The organism is Haemophilus parahaemolyticus, assembly GCF_018373095.1.
In the GTDB taxonomy this organism is placed as follows: domain Bacteria; phylum Pseudomonadota; class Gammaproteobacteria; order Enterobacterales; family Pasteurellaceae; genus Haemophilus_A; species Haemophilus_A parahaemolyticus_A.
On sequence record NZ_JAHAHT010000001.1, the window covers coordinates 50059 to 73128 of the forward strand.

Sequence of the window (23070 nt, forward strand, 5' to 3'; positions counted from 1 at the left end):
GAAAGAGGGGTAAGCGGTCGATTTTGACCGCTTTTTTACAAAGTCACTTTCATTCTCTATTTTCTTCCTTCTCTCTCTTCCTGAAATTACATTACGCAATTCCAAACTATCTCTCGTTCCTGAATTACTACCCACCCACATAATAAGGAGTCAATCACACTTGTGCATTTTTAAAATGCAAACGTTTGCGTTATCCGTTATAATACGCCCGATTTTTTACTTTTCTTAATACGGAACTGCAATATGACTGTAAAAACCTTTCGCGGCTCTCCTGCCCTTTCAGAATTTCGTTTAACCCAACTTCAACAAAAATTCCAGCAACATCAGCTGCCTGTCACTTCAGTGTATGCAGAGTATTTGCATTTTGTTGAGCAAAATGCACCGCTTGCAGAAGGCGAAATTACTAAATTACAAGAATTATTGCACTACGGTCCAACCCTTACAGAACACGATCCCACGGGTTTTTGTTTAATTGTGACCCCTCGTATAGGGACGATTTCCTCTTGGTCTTCTAAAGCGACCGATATCGCTCACAACTGCGGTTTGGCAAATGTGAGCCGTATTGAGCGTGGTTTGGCGTACTATTTCAGCTTTGAACGTGAGTTAACCGAAGCAGAATTGGCAACGCTAAAAGGTTTATTGCACGACCGTATGTTAGAAACGGTGTTAAATAATGAAGAGGAGGCAGGTTCGCTGTTCACGCAACAAGAGCCAAAACCGTTTACCACTATCGACATTTTAAACGGTGGCCGTCAAGCATTAGAACAAGCAAATATCGAGTTGGGCTTAGCATTAGCTGATGATGAGATGGATTATTTGGTGGAAAATTTTACGGTGTTAAACCGCAATCCGAACGACATCGAACTCTATATGTTCGCACAGGCAAACTCAGAACACTGCCGCCACAAAATCTTCAATGCAGACTGGACAATCGACGGTGAAAAACAAGAAAAATCGTTATTCAAAATGATCAAAAACACCTTTGAACAAACGCCAGACTACGTTCTTTCTGCGTATAAAGATAACGCTGCGGTAATGGAAGGTTCAACTGTAGGGCGTTGGTTCCCAGATCAAGATGGGCAATATCGTGCACATCAAGAAGATGCCCACATATTAATGAAAGTAGAAACCCATAATCACCCAACGGCGATTTCGCCATTCCCTGGTGCGGCAACAGGTTCGGGCGGGGAAATTCGCGATGAAGGCGCAACAGGGCGTGGTGCAAAACCAAAAGCAGGTTTAACAGGCTTTTCGGTATCTAACCTTGTGATTCCAGACTTCAAACAGCCGTGGGAAAATGATCTCTCTAAACCAAATCGCATCGCTTCCGCTTTAGATATTATGATCGAAGGTCCATTAGGCGGTGCTGCGTTTAACAACGAATTTGGTCGCCCTGCGTTGCTTGGTTATTTCCGTACCTATGAAGAAAAAGTAAACAGCTTTGCGGGCGAAGAAGTGCGTGGCTACCACAAGCCAATTATGTTGGCAGGCGGTATTGGTAACATTCGTGCCGAACACGTTAAAAAAGGCGAAATTCCAGTAGGTGCAAAACTCGTGGTGCTTGGTGGCCCTGCAATGAACATCGGTTTAGGCGGTGGTGCGGCTTCTTCAATGGCTTCTGGCAAATCAAAAGAAGATTTAGATTTTGCTTCCGTACAGCGTGAGAATCCAGAGATGGAACGTCGTTGCCAAGAGGTAATCGACCGTTGCTGGCAGTTAGGCGAAGAAAATCCAATCGCATTCATCCATGATGTGGGTGCGGGCGGTTTATCAAATGCGATGCCTGAACTGGTTCACGATGGCGATCGCGGTGGTAAGTTCGATTTACGCTCAATCCTGTGCGATGAAAAAGGGATGTCGCCGCTTGAAATTTGGTGTAACGAATCGCAAGAGCGTTATGTGTTAGCGGTTGCCGCAGATAAATTAGCTCAATTTGAAGAGATCTGCCGCCGTGAGCGTGCACCTTATGCGGTAATTGGGGAGGCGACTGAAGAGAAACACTTAACCTTACACGACAACCATTTTGACAATAATCCGATTGATTTACCAATGAATGTGTTGCTCGGCAAAACCCCGAAAATGCACCGTGAAGTTTCGTCAAAAACTGTGGAAAATCAACCGCTTGATCAGCAAGGCATTCAATTAAAAGAAGCACTGCACCGTGTGTTACGCTTACCCGTAGTGGCAGAAAAAACCTTCTTAATCACCATCGGTGACAGGTCTGTTACAGGGATGGTAGCACGAGATCAGATGGTCGGTCCGTGGCAAATCCCAGTGTCTGATGTTGCCATAACTACCGCTTCATTAGACAGCTATCACGGTGAGGCAATGACGATGGGCGAACGTGCACCTGTTGCTTTATTAGACTTCGGGGCTTCTGCACGTTTAGCAGTGGCGGAATCTATTACCAATATCGCCGCAACCAACATTGGCGACATCAAACGCATTAAACTTTCTGCGAACTGGATGAGTGCCGCAGGTCATACAGGCGAAGATGCAGGCTTATACGAAGCCGTGAAAGCGGTGGGCGAAGAGCTTTGCCCTGCATTAGGCTTAACTATTCCAGTGGGTAAAGACTCCATGTCAATGCGTACCACTTGGGAAGAAAATGGCGAGCAAAAAGCGGTGACTGCACCACTTTCATTAGTAATTTCTGCGTTTGCACGCGTGGAAGATGTACGTAAAACTATCACGCCACAACTTCGCACCGATAAAGGTTTATCTAGCCTCTTATTCATTGACTTGGGCGAAGGTAAAAACCGTTTAGGTGCAACCGCTCTGGCTCAAGTGTATAAACAATTGGGCGATAAACCAGCGGACGTAGTCAACGTGCAACGCTTAAAAGATTTTTACAACGCAATGCAAGCGTTAGTGGCAGAAGATCAATTGTTGGCGTATCACGACCGTTCAGATGGCGGTTTAATTACGACATTAGCAGAAATGGCGTTTGCGGGACATTGCGGGGTGGAAGTGGATATTTCAGCTTTGGGCGATAACGACTTAGCAGTATTATTCAACGAAGAGTTAGGTGCGGTAATCCAAGTTGCTGATAGCCAATTAGAAAGCGTGCGTGAAGTGTTAAAAGCACATAACTTGCTTGGCATCACCCACGAACTTGGTGCGGTAACTGCTGATGACCGCTTTGAGATTAGCCGCAGCAGCCGTAAATTACTCAGCGAAAAACGCTCTGAATTACGCGGCATTTGGGCAGAATTAACCCACCAAATGCAACGTTTACGCGATAATCCTGAGTGTGCCGACCAAGAGTTTGAAGCTAAGAAAAACCCAACGGATAAAGGTTTATCAGCATTCTTAACTTACGATGTGAACGAAGATATTGCAGCTCCATTTATCAACAAAGGTACGAAACCAACCATTGCGATTCTACGTGAACAAGGCGTGAACAGTCATTACGAAATGGCGGCGGCATTCGACCGTGCAGGCTTCAATGCGATTGATGTGCATATGTCTGACTTAATGTCTAGTCGTCGCAATCTTGCCGACTTCAACGCATTAGTAGCGTGTGGTGGTTTCTCTTACGGCGACGTATTAGGTGCAGGTGGTGGCTGGGCGAAATCAATTCTCTTCAATCCACAACTACGTGACCAATTTAGCCAGTTTTTTGCGAACCCGAATACCCTTACTTTAGGCGTATGTAACGGTTGCCAAATGGTGTCAAACTTAGCGGAAATTATCCCTGGCACAGAAAATTGGCCACGTTTCGTTCGCAACAAATCTGAACGTTATGAAGCACGCGTGGGCTTAGTGAAAATCAATGAAGTGGCATCACCTTGGTTTGCGGGAATGGCAGGTTCGCATATGCCAATCGCGGTTGCACACGGGGAAGGTCAAGTTGAGTTCAAATTCGCTACTCAATTAGCGGGCTTAAAAGCACAAGGCTTAATTGCTGCACAATACATCGACAACAACGGCAATCCAACCGAAGTGTATCCAGCTAACCCGAACGGCTCGGTGGAAGGTATTACCGCGATTACCAACGTGGACGGTCGCGTTGCCATTATGATGCCACACCCAGAACGTGTATTCCGTGCAGTAAGCAACTCATGGCATCCAGAAGACTGGACAGAAGATGGTCCGTGGATGAGATTGTTTAGAAATGCGAGAGTGGCGTTGAAGTAATTTAAGTTAAATCACAGTAATTTCTGAGTAAAACGGATAATAAGCGATTTTTTTATCCGTTTTTTACTAATTTTATGCGTAACATATCGTTACTATCCGCTTCAACGCCAATATTGTTATCGGTTAATTCGTCTGCTGCTATAATTGTTGTCATAATGCGGTTTTCGCAGACTACATCTAAGATCTTGCTTAGTTTCTTCGTCGCAGAGGTGCTATCTTGTGCTTTAAAAGTTAAGCCTTGATTCACATTACTTGTCTTGCAGTAAAGATGAAGTGTGAAAATTTATTAAGTACGCCATTCTTACCTATGATTATAAACAGTATAGTTGTACTCTTACGAAGAGTTAAAAAAAGATTTTTTTACTTCATCGCCACACCTAACCACTTCACCATCTCTCTCATCCCAGCCTTTACGCTTCGCGTAATCCACTGCTTGGTCTTCATCAATGCGTCCAAGAGTGAAATAGTTGCTTGCTGGGTGGATGAAGTACCAACCGCAGACGGAAGCCGCTGGGTACATGGCATAACTTTCAGTTAAGCGCATACCGATGCGTTGTTCTACTCCCAGTAAATCCCAAATCAAGGCTTTTTCTGTGTGTTCTGGGCAACTTGGGTAGCCAGGGGCAGGGCGGATGCCCTGGTAGTTTTCGGAAATTAAGCCTGCGTTGTCGAAGGTTTCATTAGAGTAGCCCCACACTTTGGTACGCAGTTCAAAATGCAGGTACTCCGCCATGGCTTCGGCTAAACGGTCGCCCACAGCTTGTAGCAAGATAGCGTTGTAGTCATCGCCTGCTGCTTTATAGCCTTCCACTAATTCCATTTCTTCAATACCCGCACAGACGGCGAACATCCCCATCCAGTCTTTTTTGCCGCTTTCGCGATCGGCAATAAAGTCGCTTAAGGCAAAGTTAAACGGGCTTTTGCTGTTTTTGCCACGTTCGGTTTGTTGGCGTAAGCCGTAAGCGGTGCCGATTGGTTGTTTGCGTTCTTCATCAGCGAAAAGTACCACATCATCGCCCACACGTTCCGCAGGGAAAATACCTAAAATGCCACTTGGGTTGAGCTTGTGGTTTTGCTCTAATTCATCTAACACCATTTGGGCATCGTTCCACACTTTACGTGCTTCTTCGCCGCCTTCTGGGTAATCGAATGCATCAGGGTAGCCGCCCATTAAGCCCCATACGCGGAAGAACGGTGACCAGTCGATAAATTTGCGCAGCTCGGCAATCGGCACGTTTTTATATTCCACAATGCCTGTCTGATTCGGCACTGGCGGCACATAATCCGCCCATTCGCCCTCGAAAGCACGCAAGCGGTTATTTCTTGCGTCTGAAATGCTAAGTTGCTTGCGTAACGGTTTGCGGTTGGCGAAGGATTTTTGTATTTTCTCGTAATCCGCTTTGAACTGCTCCCACGACGTTGCACGGCTTTCTGGGTTCATCAAGGTGGCACACACCGTTACAGCACGGGAGGCGTTGGAGGTGTAAAACACGCCATGTTCTTTATATTTTGGATAAAGTTTAATCGCCGTGTGTTCTTTGGACGTGGTCGCCCCGCCGATCATTACTGGCAGATTTAAGCCTAAACGGGTCATTTCGCCTAAGAAATATTCCATTTCGTCCAAAGATGGCGTGATTAAACCACTTAGAGCGATGATGTCTGCTTTTTCGTCGATAGCGGTTTGAATGATTTTGTCTGCTGGCACCATTACGCCCAAATCAATCACTTCAAAGTTATTACATTGCATCACTACGCTCACGATGTTTTTGCCGATGTCATGCACGTCGCCTTTTACCGTGGCGATCACCACTTTGCCGTTGCTTGATCCTTTCTGTTTAGTAGCATTGATGAATGGCTCTAAATAGGCGACCGATTGCTTCATCACACGTGCCGATTTCACCACTTGTGGTAGGAACATTTTTCCGTCACCGAATAAATCGCCTACTACGTCCATGCCAGCCATCAACGGGCCTTCAATCACATCTAATGGACTTGGTAATGTTTGGCGAGCTTCTTCAGTATCTTCCACAATATGAGTAGTAATCCCTTTCACAAGAGCGTGTTTTAAACGTTCTTCCACTGGCCAAGTGCGCCATTCTGCGACAGAATCGACCGCACTTTCATCGTTGCCTTGGTTACGATATTTTTCCGCAATATCGAGTAATTTTTCAGTTGCATCTGGGCTGCGGTTTAATACCGCATCTTCCACAATTTCACGTAATTCAGGATCGAGATCGTCATAAATGGCGAGCTGCACCGCATTTACGATCCCCATATCCATACCTTGTTTGATGGCATGATACAGGAATACAGCATGAATTGCCTCGCGCATCACGTTGTTTCCGCGGAAGGAAAAGGACACGTTTGATACTCCGCCCGAAATTTTGGCGTGTGGCAACAAGCGTTTAATGCGACCCGTGGCGTTGATAAAATCTACGTTGTAGTTGTTGTGTTCTTCAATACCCGTGCCGATGGCAAAAATATTCGGGTCGAAAATAATGTCTTCAGGTGGGAAGTTAAGCTGATCTACCAAAATACGATAGGCACGGGTACAGATTTCCACTTTACGCTCTTCGGTATCAGCTTGCCCACCACAACTGCCGCACCGTATTTACGCACCAATTTAGCCTGATGAATAAATTTTTCCTCGCCCTCTTTTAAGGAAATAGAGTTAACGATTGGTTTACCTTGTACTGATTGCAAACCCGCTTCAATCACTTCCCATTTGGAGGAGTCTATCATCACTGGTACTTTGGCTGCATCAGGTTCGGTCGCCATAATGTTGAGAAAACGGGTCATACATTTTTTACTGTCAAGCAAGGCTTCGTCCAGGTTTACGTCGATCACTTGTGCACCGTTTTCTACTTGATCGATGGCAATTTCAATAGCTTCTGCGAATTTTTCTTCCTTGATTAAGCGTTTGAATTTTGCTGAACCTGTTACATTATTACGTTCGCCCACGTTCACAAACAGGCTTTTATCATCAATATTGATAGGTTCTAAACCTGATAAACGCATGGCAGTTTTGATTTCAGGGAGTTTACGTGGGGGAACGCCCTCTACCGCCTCGGCAAAGGCTTTAATGTGCTCTGGTGTCGTACCACAACAACCTCCGATAATGTTTACAAAACCACTTTCAGCCCACTCTTTTAAGTGAGCAGCCATCTCTTCTGCCCCTAAATCATAACCACCAAAAGCATTTGGCAAGCCTGCATTCGGGTGAACGGAAACGTAGGTTTCGCTCACTTTGGAAAGTTGCTCGGCATATTGGCGAAGCTCTTTCGGACCAACGCACAGTTCAATCCGAAAGTCAGCGGTTTGGCGTGGCAAAGAGAGTTGTAGAAGGCTTCCGTAGTTTGTCCCGAAAGTGTACGTCCTGATGCATCAGTAATTGTGCCAGAAATCATAATCGGCAATTCTACGCCTATTTCCTCAAACACGTTTTCAATGGCGAATACTGCTGCTTTGGCGTTGAGTGTATCGAAGATAGTTTCAATCATAATCAAATCAGCACCGCCCTCGATCAAACCGCGAGTCGCTTCCGAATAAGCTTCCACCAATTCCATAAAGGTTACGTTACGGAAGCCAGGGTCATTCACATCGGGCGAAATAGAAGCGGTACGGTTGGTTGGACCTAAAATCCCTGCCACATAGCGCGGCTTTTCAGGCGTGCTGAATTTATCCGCCGTCATTCTCGCCAATTTCGCCCCTGTAAAGTTCAGCTCATAAGCGACCGCTTACAGGTTGTAATCTGCCTGTGCAATGGTGGTGGAACTGAAGGTGTTAGTTTCAATAATATCCGTGCCCACCGCTAAGTATTTCTCGTGAATCGCCGAAATCAATAACGGCTGAGTAAGCGTGAGCAAGTCATTATTACCACGCAAATCAATCGTACTTTCCTTAAACTGCTCGCCCCTAAAATCGGCCTCGGTGAGTTTATATTTTTGGATCATCGTTCCCATTGCGCCGTCTAAAATCAGAATACGTTGTTCAAGGGATTGTTTAAGTTGAGCGATTTTATTGGTCATAATTTGTTCCGTAAATCGGATTAATAATGCGGGAATGATAGGCAGAAGGGAAAGAGGTGTCAAATAGGCAATAAAAAAGCTAGCGAAAATAAGTTCACTAGCTTTCTTCAGTAGTTTCAATTCTTATAGGTAGTGCTTTCTCTCGCCAAATCCAACATTTCCTGAGCATTCGCCAATACCGCATCAGTAATTTTGCTACCACCTAATAGATGAGCTAAAGCATTGACTCGTTCTTGTTCAGAAAGCAAGCTCATCTGTGTTTCGGTCTGATTGTCTTTCACATATTTCTGTACGTTGAAATGTTGATGCCCGTGACTTGCCACTTGCGGTAAGTGGGTCACGCAAAGTACTTGGCATTTATTGCCTAATTGGCGTAATAATCTGCCTACAGTTGTAGCAGCAATACCACTAATTCCCACGTCCACTTCATCAAAAATAATAGTCGGTGTCGAAAGTTTATTCGCGGTTAAAACTTGTACGGCAAGAGAAATGCGCGAAAGCTCACCACCTGAAGCAATTTTAGCGAGAGGCTGCGCATTTTGTCCCAAGTTACTGCGTAAGTTAAACTCAACAAAATCTGCCCCATTTGGTGTGAGTTTTTTCATATCGTGCTGAATATCAATATAAAATTCGCCATTTTCCATCGAAAGAGCTTTGATTTGGCTAGTTACTTGTTCTGCCAATTTTTGAGCAGCAGATACTCGCTCTTGATAAATTTGTTCTGCTAACACTACACATTCACGGTATGCTTTTTTCTCATCTGCAATCAGTTGATCTTCGTTATCTTCAAAATCAACGAGTTTTTGTAGCTCATCTTGCAATACACTATGATGTTGCCATAACTCATTTGGCGAAACATAGTGTTTTTTCGCTAGCGACATCGCACGAGAAATACGTTCATCCAATTCCGATAATAATTCAGGATCTTGCTCAATACTATCTGCCAATGCACGCACTTCCGAGCTTGCCTCTTGCACTTGAATCAAGGCTTCATTAAGCATATCAAGCGAAGATTGATAGTTTGCATCCACATCCACCAAATCTTCCAAATATCGAATAGCGTTGTAAATCAGAGAATCAGCATTCGAATTATCATCACTCAATAAATCCAATACTGATTGCGACATTTCAGTAAGCTCTTCAGAATTGGACAAACGAGTATGCGTCTCTTCCATTTCTTCAAATTCGCCCTCTTTAATATCGAATTCATCCAATTCATCTACCTGATATTGCAACAACTGCTTACGAGCCTCATTCTCTTTGCATTGTTGGCGAAAGTTTTTCACTTGCTGATGTAATTTTCGCCATTTGTTGTACTGCTCTTGCATCTTGCCAAGCAAGTTATGAATGCCCGCATAATTATCTACAAGCTCAAGCTGATACTCACTTTTCAACAGCAATTGTGGTGCGTGCTGACCGTTTAAGTGGATCAAATATTGCCCTAATTCACGTAATTGAGAAATCGGCAATGGACGGTTATTCACAAAAGCTTTCGAACGTCCTTCAAGGTTAATCATTCGGCGTAAAATACATTCGTGCGAATTCTCTTCATCTAGCAATTCATGATCTTTCAACCATAAATAGGCAGGGCTATTTGGCTGCATTTGGAAAGTTGCAGTGATATCGGCTTTATCTGCACCATTGCGGATCATGCTGCTCTCAGATCGATAACCCAAACAAAGCCCAAGGGCATCAATCGCAATGGATTTACCCGCCCCCGTTTCTCCAGTAATCACCGACATTCCTTCAGAAAGTTCAAGATTAAGATGGCGTACAATCGCGAAATTGTTGATAGTTAGTTGAGTAAGCATGCTAAATACCTGTATAAATAGTAACTTGTGTTATATTACACTTGATTTAATATACAGTAAAGTGTTTTTATACAATAAAAAAAGGCTAAGTTTTCAGGAATGATGCCACACTTAGCCTTTAATATCTTAATAAAAGTATCTTAATAAAAGTATCTTAATAAAACTTCACTTCAAATGCTTTCTGAAGTTCTTCAACATTCTCCACTTTCTCAAACCCCTGTGGTGAAATCGCATCTTTTGCTTTTATCTTCGTGCCCAATGCTTGGCTGATGAATACCAAACCTTGTTGCTCAATCACCGCGTTTTGATAGAACGCCAGAATGTCATTTTTCGTCAGATTTTTCACCGCCTGCATCAACTTCTCTTTACGATCGAATTGTTGATTGCCTCGTGCATAATCAAAACTAAAGTTTTCAAATTCTTGTGAAAGCGACTCAGGCTTTCTTTCCAATTTGTTTAATAAACTCTCTTTGAACTGATCAAATTCAGACTCACTTAAAGCGGTTAATTTTTGTAAGCTTTCTGCAAAAAAGCGTTCATTATGTTGCATAATCCCTTTCGGGCTCGTATTTGGACTTTGCACCATAAAACGAATACCTGATGTTTTGCCTACTTTTGCTTGAGTTGCATACACCACATAGCCTAATTGTTTATTAGTGCGTAAATCATCAAAATACCAGCGAGAAATAATATCTTTCAGCAACATCGCTCGCACTTCGCCTGCCAACTCATCATAGCCTTTTGCCATATAAGCAATTGAGAGTGCATTATCTTCATTTGGTACAAATTTAATGGCATTTAATTTTTTTGTGCTTTGGTTAATATCTAAATAGCGATATTTAGCTAATTCACTATTATTATTTTTAGCTGTTTTTTCTAACTCAGAAATAATATTTTTAACTTGATTATCAGTAAAATTACCTACAGATAAAGCCCGCACACTTGTGGCTTTTGATAATAATTTCTCTCGAATAGATTGAATATCTTTTAACGTAATTTTGTCGATCATCTCACGCTGTTTATCCTCTTCAAAATAAGGATAACTAGAGAAATTCACAAAGATTTCATTTGCTTGATTTAAACTATTCGCTTTACGTTTTCCATCTAAGGCTTCAATTAAACGCTGTTTCGCTTGCACTAAATATTTTTCATTTAATTCAAATTGACTAAATTGTTGCATTTTATCTTGCATTAACTGGGCCAAATGCTGTGTATAACCTTCTGCCCGCAATGAAAAACCATTTTCAATTAACGATAACCCAGCCTCCATCCCTGCTACAGAAGATTGGAAATCCACTTTTGCTTGAGCTAATTCATTCATATAACTCAAAATTGTCGCACTGATGCTTTCTTTTAAGCTATCTGTTCTTGGCGTAATCGAGAAATTAACAGCAATACGAGCTTTCGGATCATTAGCAAAATATTGGCTTGGCATCGCATAAAGTTGTGTCCCTTTTTCTTCCTCAATCAATTTCGGCAAAGTTCTTTTATCTTCTTTAATTAAAGAAAAGTCAGTAGTGAAATAAGGATTTAATTCAGGTAATTTGATTTCAGGGTTTTTACTGAAATCTAGCCATGCTTCTTTCTGTTCATCACTTATTTTTTCAATAGAGAAACCCGCTTCAAAATAAGGCGATTTCTTATTAGTTTTTACATCATTACTAACCAATAAAATACGTGCATTATCGATATTCATTTCAGATAATTTTTCTTCAATCGCTTTTTTATCCATATTTTCAACCAGATAATCTGCATCTAAAATATGTTCTAAAGGATAAAACAGCATTTGTTCTGCGAGCGCTTCAATATAATTTCCGTTTTTTTCAACTTGTAAATGAGCAAATTCTTGTTTTAGGCTCTCACGTATTTCATTAAAATAATTTTCTTGAATACCTTGTTTTTTTACTTTATCTATTTGTTGTAAAATAAGCGAAATAATATTTTCTTTCTCTTTTAATCCTTTTTCAGTTAATGCAACATAAAAGGTAAAACTACCACGATTACGACTTACATTTGCTGTTGCTTGAGCAGAAATTCCACTATCTGATAAACCTTGCTTAATTAAATAATCTGATAAAGTGCCATCAGTATTATTATTAAAAATATAGGCTAAATATTCTCCTGTTTTATTTGCAAATTTGTCTTCATCATTTTGCATATCAAATGAAATAGCTAACATTTTCATTGGTTGAATAGGTTTATAAGAGATAAGTACACTCTTATCTTTATCTCTAAAAAGTGGAACATCTATTTTCGGGGCAATTAAATGTTTATTTTCCACTTTACCCAATGTTTTATCTGCTAATTTTGCTAATTTCTCAATCGGTTGATTAGAATATAAAACCACTTTCATCAAATTTGCAGAATAATTTTTATGATAAAAATTCTCTAATTCTGTTTGTAATAAACTATTTGGTTTATCTGAAAGTGTTTCTTTATTTCCCACAGTGAATTTTGTAATTGGATGTGCAGGGTTAGAAGTAGCTAAATTAACGCTATTTAATAAATGTCCATCACTTGATTTTGCACGCACCATTTCAGCATTCACTGCATTCACTTCTTTTTCCGCATTTTTCTTAGAAAGCAGTGGAAATGCGAGCGTATCAGCAAAGCGAGTAACTGCTTCATCGAATGCATCGTTATTTACTTCCAAATAATAAGCGGTACGATAAGCCGTAGTAGAAGCATTATTATAGCCCCCGTTTTTGTTTAAAAAGTTATCTAAGCTGTTGGTTTCTGGGAAGTTTTTTGATCCCATCAAGATCATATGTTCTAAATAATGTGCTAAACCTTGTTGAGAAATCGGATCTTCCATCGAGCCAATGGGAATTGCCATCGATATTAAGGACTTATTCGCCTTTTCATCCGAAATCAATAATACCGTCATCCCATTATCTAATTTAATGCCTTGATAAATGGCTTTATCATTCGGGCTTTTATTGATTTGTGTTTTAATCAATTTAAAGCCTAAATTAGTGTCAGTCTGTTCTTGAATAATAGCGGTCTGATTTTGATTATTTTCTGCAAATGCAGTAGGTGTCACATTCAGTGCCAAAAATGTGGAAAGAATGGCATAACGAATAGTGTGATTTAATTGTGTTTTCTTCATATTTATTTTTATTATCCTTTATTTTTAGATTTTTGCATTAAATCAAACCAATCTAATGTCGTTTGGTGAATATGAGCATAATCTAATTTTTCACTTTGATTAAGAATACGTCGTAGATAGATATTCTCATCATTATAACTTTCTGCAATTTCAATCAGTTTATTTTCACAATCTTTTTCGATATTTTCAGAAATGTTGTCAAAGTAATTATCTAAACTTGAGGTCATTGCCAACTCAAATGTAACAAAACTGCGTAAATAGGCAGAAACATAATTTTCAAGCTGTTGCTTCGCTTGTTCTTTTTCTATTTTATTAAAACTGAGTTGAGCTAACGCTTCGTTATTTAAATAATAGAAAACAGGTGAGTTTTCCTTTCCTGATAAAATTGAGACAAGATAATAAATCCAAAGTTTAATCACATCTTTATCTCGCAAACTACCCGTTCGCCATAGCACTATACTATTACCAAATAGATGCGGAATATTGCCGACAAGTTCGGTTTGATCGAGCGTTAAATTGATTTCAAGCACTTGACTATCTTGATTTAAATAACCAGCTAAACTTGAACGCATATCTTCAATCCGAGAATTTAATTCTTCTTGTTTTAATTTACCAAAATTCAGCACTAGCGAATTCCCTTTCAAATACTCTTTTGCAAAGAAATTGTCTATCTCTTCATTTTTGATATTCAATAACTCATCTAATAGAGCGTATTCATCTAAACGAGAAAGTGAAAAATGTTCAGTTTCTTCAATACTCTCTTCGCTTAAGCTAAAATTCACGCCTAATCGATGAGTAAAAAAATAACGAGCAGGTGATTGAATAAAGCTAATCAGATCGTCTAATTCAATATATTTTGGCAACTCTACCTCATTAATAATTTGTTCTGAAATAAATTCTTTAACTCCATTACTATTCTGCACTAATGGCAACCATTCTTTATCATAAGAAAGATAATTTTCTTTAAAATTATTTGGACTAAATACCGTAATAGGATGGTTTTGAATAAGTTGTGCTTTTTCTTCTAAATCAGAGTACTCAATTAAATAGTCCATTAATTGAGAAACTAATATTGATGGAAAATACTCTTTATTATTGACTAATGATTGACCAATATAACTCATATAGAAAATATCTTGAGCAGAGAGCAATGCTTCTAAGAATAAATAACGGTCATCATCTCGTCTTGCACGGTCACCTTTTTGTGGATGATATTGCATTAAATCAAAACTATTGATTTGTTGCTGTCTTGGAAAATCTGCTTCATTCATTCCCAATAAACAAACTACTTTAAATGGAATAGCTCGCATTGGTAATAAAGTACAGAAATTTACTTTTCCTGCTAAAAATTGCAGATGGCTTTTTTGATAATTTAATTTCTCTTTAAAAATTGAGCCAATAATATCAATCGAAATAGGCTGATTATATTTTGTTTGTTCAATTAACGAATAGCATTTTTCAATTTCTTCGGAAATCAATAATAATGCGTTAGTCGTCGTTTCATTTTCTTGATAGAAATGATTGAGCACATATTCCAGCATTTCTTTCCATTTATCAATAGTATGACTTTCCTGTAAAAAATTCGCCCAATCGGTTAATTTTTCAATAAAATCTGCTAAATAACCCACTTGTTCTGAAATCAAGCCATAACTTTCATTAAAAGCAATCGTATTCTGCCAAATACCACTCTCTTCTTTTAAGCTTGTACCAAGCAATAAACGACTTAAACCATTTTCCCAAGAATTATAATTATCCCATTGTTCATTTTTCTGAATGGTGAGTTCTGCACGAATACCACTTGCTTTAATCCAATTTCTTAATAAAACAATATCGTTTTCACGTAAATTAAATTTCTCACCTATTGCTTTAACGTCTAATAAATCTAATATTTCTTCTGCACTAAAACGGCTCTCTTTCATTGAAAGCAGAGAAATAAAGCTAGAAAGAATAGGATCAACTTCACTGATTTTTTGGTCTGAAATTGTAAATGGAATATAACGTTTATCTTTCCCGCCTTTTTCATCTTTTTTATCATAACGAGAAAATACAGCTTGAATATAAGGGGCATATTGCTCAATATTCGGTGACATTACAATAATATCTTTTGCCGAGAGTGTTTTATTTTGTTCAAAAATATGAAGCAATTGATTATGTAAAATTTCAACTTCTCGTAAAATACTATGTGCTGAATGAATTTGAATAGAATGATCTTGTTTGAAATCTAAATCAGGTTCGTTATGATACTCTAAAATTGCTTGCTTAATTTGGCTTAAATTATGGGCTTCAAAAGGTGGAATAAAACCCTCTATCACATCGTGTTCTTCTTCCACTAATTGTGCTAAGAAATCTCGCCCTTGTTTACCCCAAATTGCGAGTAGTTGATTACCTTGTTGTGCTAATAATGCATCAATATCTTCTTGAGAGAGTTGTTGTTTTAATGCAAGTTTTTCTAATACACTATCTTCAATACTATCACCCCAATATTTTTCACTGGGGTTTAAAAAGAATAAATGAATATCACAATGCTCACTTAATTTTCTTAATACAGCAAGCTGAGACGGTGGAAGCGAAGAAATACCAAAAACAAAAATACGTTTAGGCAATCTTTGTTGTTCTTCTTCAGTCAAATTATCTAATTTTTCAAAATATAAATTTTGTAAATAGGCACGGTGTGAGGTAGTAAATAAAAGTTCATCGTAATCCTTTTTAGTATCTTCAATCAATAAATTCCATAGAATACTTTGCCAAAGTACATTTTCGGCAATATCTTCTTCATTTTTTATTTTATTAGAAAAATGATGTTTAATTTCATCAATAACTAATTGTTGATTATTCTTTTCCCAAGAAACTAACCAGTGTGGACGATAAACTAAATATTGGTCGAAAAGATCAGCAATTTTATTGGCTAATTGATAAAGGCGTAAATCCGAACCCTCTTTTTCAGATTTAAGATAAGCTCGTAAGGCACTAAAGCCTTCTTGCTCAAGTACATTCGGGATAATTCGCATCAATCGCCACGCCATCACAGCACGTTCAAAAATATTCTCTTTCGGCAGGTAAGGAAAAACAAGGCGATATTGCTGCCAAATAAAACTGGTCGGGAATGGAAAGTTGTAATTGCCTGCAATGCCTGTTTGCTCAGCAATTTCCATTTGTAGCCATTGAGCCATTCCGATACTTTGTACCAAAATAGTTTCTTCGGCAAAAGGATCGGGATTTGGGGAAATTTTTTGGTGCTGAATAAGCATTGATGCTAAGGCATTGAGATCATTGGAATAATAAACGGTGAACATACTAAAACCCTCATAGATCGAACCATTTTGCTTGAATTGGCTAGAATATTCAACGCTTTTAGCCGATTACTTTGTTTTAATTTCAACCTTCCCCATCGGATAACTGACCTTTATTAACTCCCCACTGCATTGGATGGTAAATCTTACATCATTTTCGACAGCTTGCGACTCGCAACTTAGCCCCGCCATTCTTAACGCAATCTGGTTTTCTACAATTTGCAATGCCTGTTGTTGCTGGTAATTTCTTGCACCATGTTCAAGCTGATCTTTCTGCCAAGCGGTGAAATTTAATGCCAAAATTGCAAATAACATTAATGCGACAAGTAGTGAAACTAAACTTTCCGCTTTTAATTGTTTAACCATACTATTTATTATTTAATATATTTTTTGAATTTGGTACGAGATGCCATTTTGAATATTTCTTTTCTAAATTATCAACTACTGTTCTTCTAAACGTTAAATTACGCTCTTCTCGCTCGTTATCAAATGTAGAATAAAGTACGCCATATACTCTTTTGGAGCCTGTAATATCAAAATAGTAGTCGGTAATAATAATGCCGTAAAAATGTTCGTCTAATCTCTCTTCAATCGCCTTTTTTGCTATGACAATTTTCGGATCATCTTCGCTATTTTTAGGTAATTCAGATAATGAATTAATATAAATTATTTGGGAAGCATAAGAATCTAAATCCAGCCAATTTGCAATATTATCTACTGCAATATATTTATCTTTCGTGGGCTTTGGTTTAATAAAGAGACTATTCATTTCACACTGGTAAGAATAAATAAGTTCGCCTATTTTCTCTTCAACAATCTCTTTTTTCTGAGAGGCACATTCATTTTGATTTACTCTTTTTAAGAATGTGAGTTTGGAAGATAAATATTGTTGATAATAGCTATTTGCAACACTTTCTTGCTTTAACCAATTTTCTTTGGTTAAAAACAGTAATGTCAAAATGCCTGATAAAATCAGTAACGAACTTAATAAACTACTAGCTTCTAATTTTTTCATTGAGAAGCTCCATTTAATAAATAAACATTAGCAATTAAACTATAGCTTATTTTATGATCTTTAATTGAAGAAAGCGTTAATTCTATTTGCATCAATTTATTTTGTTTTTTCCAATTAAATTGAAGTTTATCAACTAAATACTCCTCTTTAGAGGTAAATTTCGTCCATTTATTTTCGCAGCTATCTAATAGTGCTTCACATTTTTCACCCAAGCAATTTTCGAAACGGTTATCAGCATAAAAATGAATTTCTTTCTCTTCTAGCTTAAAGCCAAAAACTTCTTTTGCTAGATCTTTAGTATTATTTAGTTTCCCATTTCTACATAATGACTTTTTTGTCGCTCGTTTACCTAAACAACCATCACCATTGAGATCATAAAAAAAGATTAAACATTGATTATTTAATACAAAACGCTGATTATCTTTCTCAAACAATTCAAAATTACTCTCTTCTTTATTATTGCCTTGGTAACCTAAATGCTGAATATGTTGTTGTAAATAATGTGCTAATTGATGAGCTTCTTTTTGTAAGAAAAATTGCTCTTTTTGTTTTTGCCAAACAACATAATAATTAGAGTAATAATAGGTAAAAGAAAGTAATAACATTGAACCTAATGCTAATGAAATTAGAATTTCAACTAAACTAAATGCCTTCAAATGGCTAATCTTTACAGGTACTTCGCTTATTTTTCGGGCTAACATAAATTCTTCCCCACTGATCGAATTGTAGAATTTCACTGGTATTATTTAGGCTAATATTGATACATTTAGACTCTAGCCGCCCTGCATTGCCATCAATACTAATAAAAGATTTTGGAAAGAGGCTTTTGTTGCGTAATACAATGTTTTTATGTTGGTTTTCATAAAGATGATATTCATCTGTCAGCACACAACTTTTTATATTTAAGCAATTACAGGTTACTTGTTTACTACTCTTTTTTTGAATCGCAATAATGCACCATTTCTTTTCATTATTATTTTGTGCAATGGTAAGTGAATAATTCTTTTTTTGAAAACGAGCTTTAGTTTGAATTTGATAAATAAAAGAAGAGAGATTTTCTATTTCACTTTCTAACGCCCATTTATCTTGCAAAGAAAAAAGAATAGGAGAAATAAATAAAATAGAAATAGTAAGAAGCGTTAAGGTAATTAAAATTTCTATTAAAGTAAAAGCTCGCCACATAATCTTTCCTCAAAAGAGCGAATACTATGGGCGAGTTTGCGAGAAATGTAAATTTGGAATGTTTAAATTTTCGAGCGTGCTCGAAAAATTACATAACTAGAATGAAGAAGTATCTTGGAATAAACCTACTTTGAGATCCGTTGCCGTGTAAATCACGCGTCCGTCCACTTCCACTTCGCCATCCGCTAACCCCATCACGAGCTTGCGGTTGATCACACGTTTCATATGAATACGATAAGTTACTTTTTTCGCGGTCGGTAAGATTTGTCCTGTGAATTTCACTTCGCCTACACCTAAAGCACGGCCTTTACCTTTTCCGCCCACCCAGCCTAAGAAAAAGCCAACTAATTGCCACATTGCATCTAAACCTAAACAACCAGGCATTACAGGATCGTTGATGAAATGGCAATCAAAGAAGAATAAATCTGGGCGAATGTCTAATTCCGCTTCAATGTAGCCTTTATCGAACAAGCCACCATTTTCGGTCATCAAGTTCACTCGGTCCATCATTAACATGGGAGGTGCAGGCAATTGAGGACCTTCACTGCCGAATAATTCACCACGTCCTGATGCTAATAAATCTTCATAAGTGTAGTTAGGTTTAATATTTGGTGTACAACTGTTCATCTTTTTAATCCTGTATTACTAAAAAGAAAGCCTGTATTCTCTTGCTTTCCTAATTTTGTTTGTGAGAGCAGATAGTACAGGCTTTTATTTTAGCTAACAACTGTTAGCTGACTTGTCGGATCAGTGAGATTTCCACCAAGGGAAGATTTTATGCCACAATTTATGTTCTACATCGTGATTTGAACTTTGCTCAATGCCTTGATGAATAAGGTCAAACAAGGCAGGTTTGTCGGATTTTTCTCGACGATCTTCTGCATAAAATGCATTTTTCAGTAAAATTTCGACCGCTTCAAACACGCTTTCAACCGCCCAGATCTGGAATTTCTCTGCTTTAACGGCAGCCAATACGCTAGGTTTCAGGCTTAAATGTGACACACAGCTTGCAGGAATAATCACGCCCTGCTTCCCTGTAAGCCTACGAGCATCACACACTTCGAAAAAGCCCTCGATCTTTTGGTTTACACCGCCCACGCTTAGCACGTTACCGAATTGGTCGATAGAGCCTGTCACCGCAATAGATTGCGGTAGTGCGACCTTCGCTAGGCTACTGACTAACACGCAGAAAATTGCTAATGATGAGCTGTCACCATCCACTTCACCGTAAGACTGCTCAAAGGCAAGCGATGCGGAAAACGGCAATTGGGTTGGTAATTCCAGCAAATTCGCTAAGCAAGATTGGGCAATTAAAATCCCTTTCGAGTGAATGTTCCCACCAAGCTCCACTTTGCGTTCAATGTCGGTAATTTCGCCATCACCATATTGCACGTTGCAACTGATGCGAAGCGGTTCGCCAAAGGCATAGGGCACGCCTTCAAATTCAATAACTGACAAGCCGTTGATCTGCCCAATTTCTTCGTCATCGGTTTCGATATAAACTTGGTTATTCAAAATATCCTGCAAGGCATATTCATTTAGGTTCGAAGCCTGCTTCTCTTGGGCTTCAAAGTAGCTATTGACCTCCATGAAAGCGGTTGAATTTGGGTAGAATTTTGCAAAGCCGAGCAATTGATTTTTGAGCTTAGTGGGTGAAATAGAAATCATCGTTTGGCTTTCGCTTTCACGGATATAATGTTGTAAAAGCTGCTGAAGTGCGGGTTCGCTTAATTTGCGTTGCGTGAATTTTTGGGCGTAGGCTTGCACATAATCGCCCCATTGGTTGAGGCTTGTCTCATCCACATTCAAGAATGAATCTACTTCGGTATATTGGGCAAATTGGTACAAATCGCCATCATAGGCAGCGAGCATTGAAATATCTTCACGGCTACCAACCAACAGCAATTTAAATGGGCTTTGAATCGCAGGCAGTTCTTCGGGCACGTGGTTTACCGCATTCTGTTCATAAAAGCCGAACAACAAAGCTTGTTTGAGTTTGTCCCACTGTTTTAAATCATGTAATAGCGTGTTTAAACGTAGCACCAAAATGCCATTTTGTGCTTGCTGAATTGACCCTTCGATGGCTTCTATGCGGTTCTCTTTTTCTAAAAAGAGTGTGTAGCCGAACAAATGCGAGGCTTTAAATTCGGTTCTCACAATCACAGGCTGTGAATTCTCTATAGATAATTGGGTGCGGAGTTCGTCTAAAAACTCAGGCAATACTTCGCTTTTCACCACCAATAATGAGCCCATTTCTTGCGATTTGAATAGGTTTAGGGCTTGCTGTGCCTTCGGCTGAAAATCGAAGAAATTGACTTGTTCGCCCGTTAATTGGAAGGTGTGAGATAAAGAAAGCGACTGCCACGATAAAGGAGATAAATTCACAAAAATGCCTCATAATAGAAATTTGGTTTATTATACAAAATTCCGTTATACTTGCCTAAAATTTGCGAATAAATCAAGAGAAACAATGAGATATCAAAAGCTAGAATCCCAAGAAGCGAATTGGAAGTGGAAATACTTACTCAAGAAACACCGCGAGGGCGAAAATATTACTAAATATACCGAAAGCAGTATGATTGAGCTAAAAATCCAGCTGCTGACTACGCTACAAAACTCGCCCGATGAAATCGAAAAATGGGTAAAAACGGAAATGACCGCTGAGCAACGCAAAAAGATGCGCCAGTCTATTCGTGCTCGCCGTAAACGTTTTTTCAATGCTGAAAAAATCACAACCAAAAAGAAATCAATTGATTTAGAATACGCCAGCTGGTTGCAGCTTTCTAAGTATGCGAATGCTCAAGGGGTAACGCTTTCACAAGCTGTATTGCAGCTCATTGATGAATTAGAAAATAAAGAGCTATATTTAGAGCAAGTTGAGAAAATGAAGGTGAGTTTGAAGTTGCTTTTAAAAGAATAATACGATAGAAGCATAATAAAAAAGTGTTGGTAAAGATATAAAAAATAATCTAAACCAACACTTTTTTATTATGCTTTTATTATCTTATTTGGGGTTGCTATAAGAAAAATGAGCTTACTTGGAACAATTTTTCAATTTCACTCACGTGTTTTTTATCGTTTACGAACAAAATCACGCGGTCTTCAGCTTGGATTTCAGTGGATTTGTGGGCAATCATCACCTGACTATCTCGCACAATTGCCCCAACAATCGCCCCTTGCGGAAGCTTAAGCTCTCGTACTTTTCTCCCTACTACTTTGGAAGATTCCTCATCACCGTGGGCGACTACTTCAATGCCTTCAGCTAAACCTTGTTTGAGCGAAACCACTTTCACAATATCGCCTTTGCGAACATAACTAGAAAGTGCAGAAATAGTCGATTGCTGTGGCGACATCGCAATATCAATCGTCCCGCCTTGAATTAAGTGCAAATAAGACATCCGTTGCACCAACACAATCGCTTTTTTCGCCCCTAAACGTTTTGCCAACAGTGCCGCCATAATATTTGCTTCGTCATCACTCGTCAGGGCAAGAAACAAGTCGATATTTTCGATATGCTCTTCAAAAAGCAACTCTTGATCCGACGCATCGCCTTGTAACACAAGGGCTTTTTCTAGCTTAGTTGAAAGTACTTCAGCTTTTTCACGGCTTCGCTCAATGATTTTCACGCTACACTGATTTTCCAAATCCTTCGCCAAACCCAAACCGATTGTGCCACCGCCCACAATCATCACCCGCTTATGCGGGCGTTCTAATCGCTGTAATTCGCTCATAATCGCCTTGATATTTTGCGTTTCACAGATAAAGAAAATTTCATCACCTGCTTCGATAATAGTCGAACCTTGCGGAATAATGGCACGATCTTGACGGAAAATTGCCACAATACGGGCTTCAATATAAGGTAGATGATCGTGCAGGGCAGAAATTGGGTAGCCGACCAAAGGCCCACCGTAATAGGCTTTCGTGCTAACAAGGCTGACCAAATCATCGGCAAAATGTGCCACTTGCAACGCCCCAGGATAGTTAATCAGACGTAAAATATCCTTTTGCACCAACAATTCAGGTGCAATCACGTGGTCTATTGGTAAATTATCGTTGCCGAACAGATTTTCACGTTCACGCACATAATCGCTGTTACGAATCCGCACAATTTTGGTTGGCACTTTAAACAGGCTATAGGCAACTTGACTGGCGATCATATTGATTTCATCACTATCAGTCACCGCCACCAACATATCTGCATCGTTCGCTCCCGCCTGTCGCAAAATACGAGGCGATGCCCCATTGCCTTTTAACACGCGTAAATCGTGCTTTTCCTGCAATTTATCAAGCAAATCTTGGCGATCATCAATCAGCGTGATGTCGTTTTCGTCATTAGAAAGCGAAGCAGCCAACGTTGAGCCCACCTGCCCCGCTCCGAGGATGATTATTTTCATAATGATTTTTTATTTTTATTGTATTACCCTCATTTGCGTAGGGGTGGGATTTATCCCCACCCAATAAAACATATCATTGATACTGATTTCGGGCGGGGATA

13 protein-coding genes and 1 pseudogene are annotated in these 23070 nt (G+C 39.1%); 2 read left to right on the forward strand and 12 right to left on the reverse strand.

What is annotated here, in order from left to right; all coding sequences use genetic code 11:
- The first annotated feature begins 243 nt into the window (after window positions 1-243).
- A complete protein-coding gene (purL, locus tag KH943_RS00280; RefSeq protein ID WP_304106209.1) occupies window positions 244-4140 on the forward strand; it encodes a phosphoribosylformylglycinamidine synthase in 3897 nt (1298 codons plus the stop codon).
- Between the two features lie 52 nt (window positions 4141-4192).
- On the opposite strand, the gene KH943_RS00285 is transcribed toward purL, so the two are convergent.
- The 11 genes and pseudogenes from KH943_RS00285 to KH943_RS00335 all read right to left on the reverse strand — a co-directional run bounded on the left by KH943_RS00285 (window position 4193) and on the right by KH943_RS00335 (window position 20960).
- The gene (locus tag KH943_RS00285; RefSeq protein WP_304106211.1) at window positions 4193-4387 is read right to left on the reverse strand and encodes a hypothetical protein; all 195 of its coding nucleotides are present in this window, start codon (window positions 4385-4387) and stop codon (window positions 4193-4195) included.
- Window positions 4388-4500: 113 nt separating this feature from the next.
- A pseudogene (gene metH, locus KH943_RS00290) lies at window positions 4501-8168 on the reverse strand (methionine synthase).
- A gap of 116 nt (window positions 8169-8284) precedes the next feature.
- The gene (gene recN, locus KH943_RS00295; RefSeq protein WP_304106213.1) at window positions 8285-9979 is read right to left on the reverse strand and encodes a DNA repair protein RecN; all 1695 of its coding nucleotides are present in this window, start codon (window positions 9977-9979) and stop codon (window positions 8285-8287) included.
- Between the two features lie 154 nt (window positions 9980-10133).
- Window positions 10134-13088, reverse strand: coding sequence for a pitrilysin (ptrA, locus tag KH943_RS00300; protein WP_304106215.1), 2955 nt, complete (start codon window positions 13086-13088; stop codon window positions 10134-10136).
- An 11-nt stretch (window positions 13089-13099) separates the two neighbouring features.
- Window positions 13100-16381: an exodeoxyribonuclease V subunit gamma gene (gene recC, locus KH943_RS00305; protein ID WP_304106217.1), complete on the reverse strand. Its 3282-nt coding sequence runs from the start codon at window positions 16379-16381 to the stop codon at window positions 13100-13102.
- 66 nt (window positions 16382-16447) lie between these two features.
- A complete protein-coding gene (locus KH943_RS00310; RefSeq protein WP_304106218.1) occupies window positions 16448-16744 on the reverse strand; it encodes a DUF5374 domain-containing protein in 297 nt (98 codons plus the stop codon).
- Between the two features lies 1 nt (window position 16745).
- Window positions 16746-17393, reverse strand: coding sequence for a DUF2572 family protein (locus tag KH943_RS00315; protein WP_304106219.1), 648 nt, complete (start codon window positions 17391-17393; stop codon window positions 16746-16748).
- The gene (locus KH943_RS00320; RefSeq protein WP_304106220.1) at window positions 17390-18094 is read right to left on the reverse strand and encodes a hypothetical protein; all 705 of its coding nucleotides are present in this window, start codon (window positions 18092-18094) and stop codon (window positions 17390-17392) included. The genes KH943_RS00315 and KH943_RS00320 overlap by 4 nt, the downstream gene beginning before the upstream one ends.
- Window positions 18054-18575 (reverse strand): prepilin-type N-terminal cleavage/methylation domain-containing protein, encoded by a 522-nt coding sequence (locus KH943_RS00325; RefSeq protein ID WP_304106221.1) that lies wholly within the window; start codon window positions 18573-18575, stop codon window positions 18054-18056. Before KH943_RS00325 ends, KH943_RS00320 begins: the two co-directional genes overlap by 41 nt.
- A gap of 96 nt (window positions 18576-18671) precedes the next feature.
- Window positions 18672-19202 (reverse strand): bifunctional 3-hydroxydecanoyl-ACP dehydratase/trans-2-decenoyl-ACP isomerase, encoded by a 531-nt coding sequence (gene fabA, locus KH943_RS00330; RefSeq protein WP_304106223.1) that lies wholly within the window; start codon window positions 19200-19202, stop codon window positions 18672-18674.
- A 120-nt stretch (window positions 19203-19322) separates the two neighbouring features.
- Window positions 19323-20960: an AAA family ATPase gene (locus tag KH943_RS00335; RefSeq protein WP_304106225.1), complete on the reverse strand. Its 1638-nt coding sequence runs from the start codon at window positions 20958-20960 to the stop codon at window positions 19323-19325.
- Window positions 20961-21045: 85 nt separating this feature from the next.
- Between KH943_RS00335 and matP the strand changes: the two genes are divergently transcribed.
- On the forward strand, window positions 21046-21495 hold the full coding sequence (matP, locus tag KH943_RS00340; protein WP_304106226.1) for a macrodomain Ter protein MatP: 450 nt from the start codon (window positions 21046-21048) through the stop codon (window positions 21493-21495).
- Between the two features lie 97 nt (window positions 21496-21592).
- Here the strand turns inward: matP and trkA are convergent, their stop codons facing one another.
- Window positions 21593-22969, reverse strand: a complete 1377-nt coding sequence (gene trkA / locus KH943_RS00345) for a Trk system potassium transporter TrkA (RefSeq protein ID WP_304106228.1) — start codon at window positions 22967-22969, stop codon at window positions 21593-21595.
- Window positions 22970-23070: the final 101 nt, after the last annotated feature.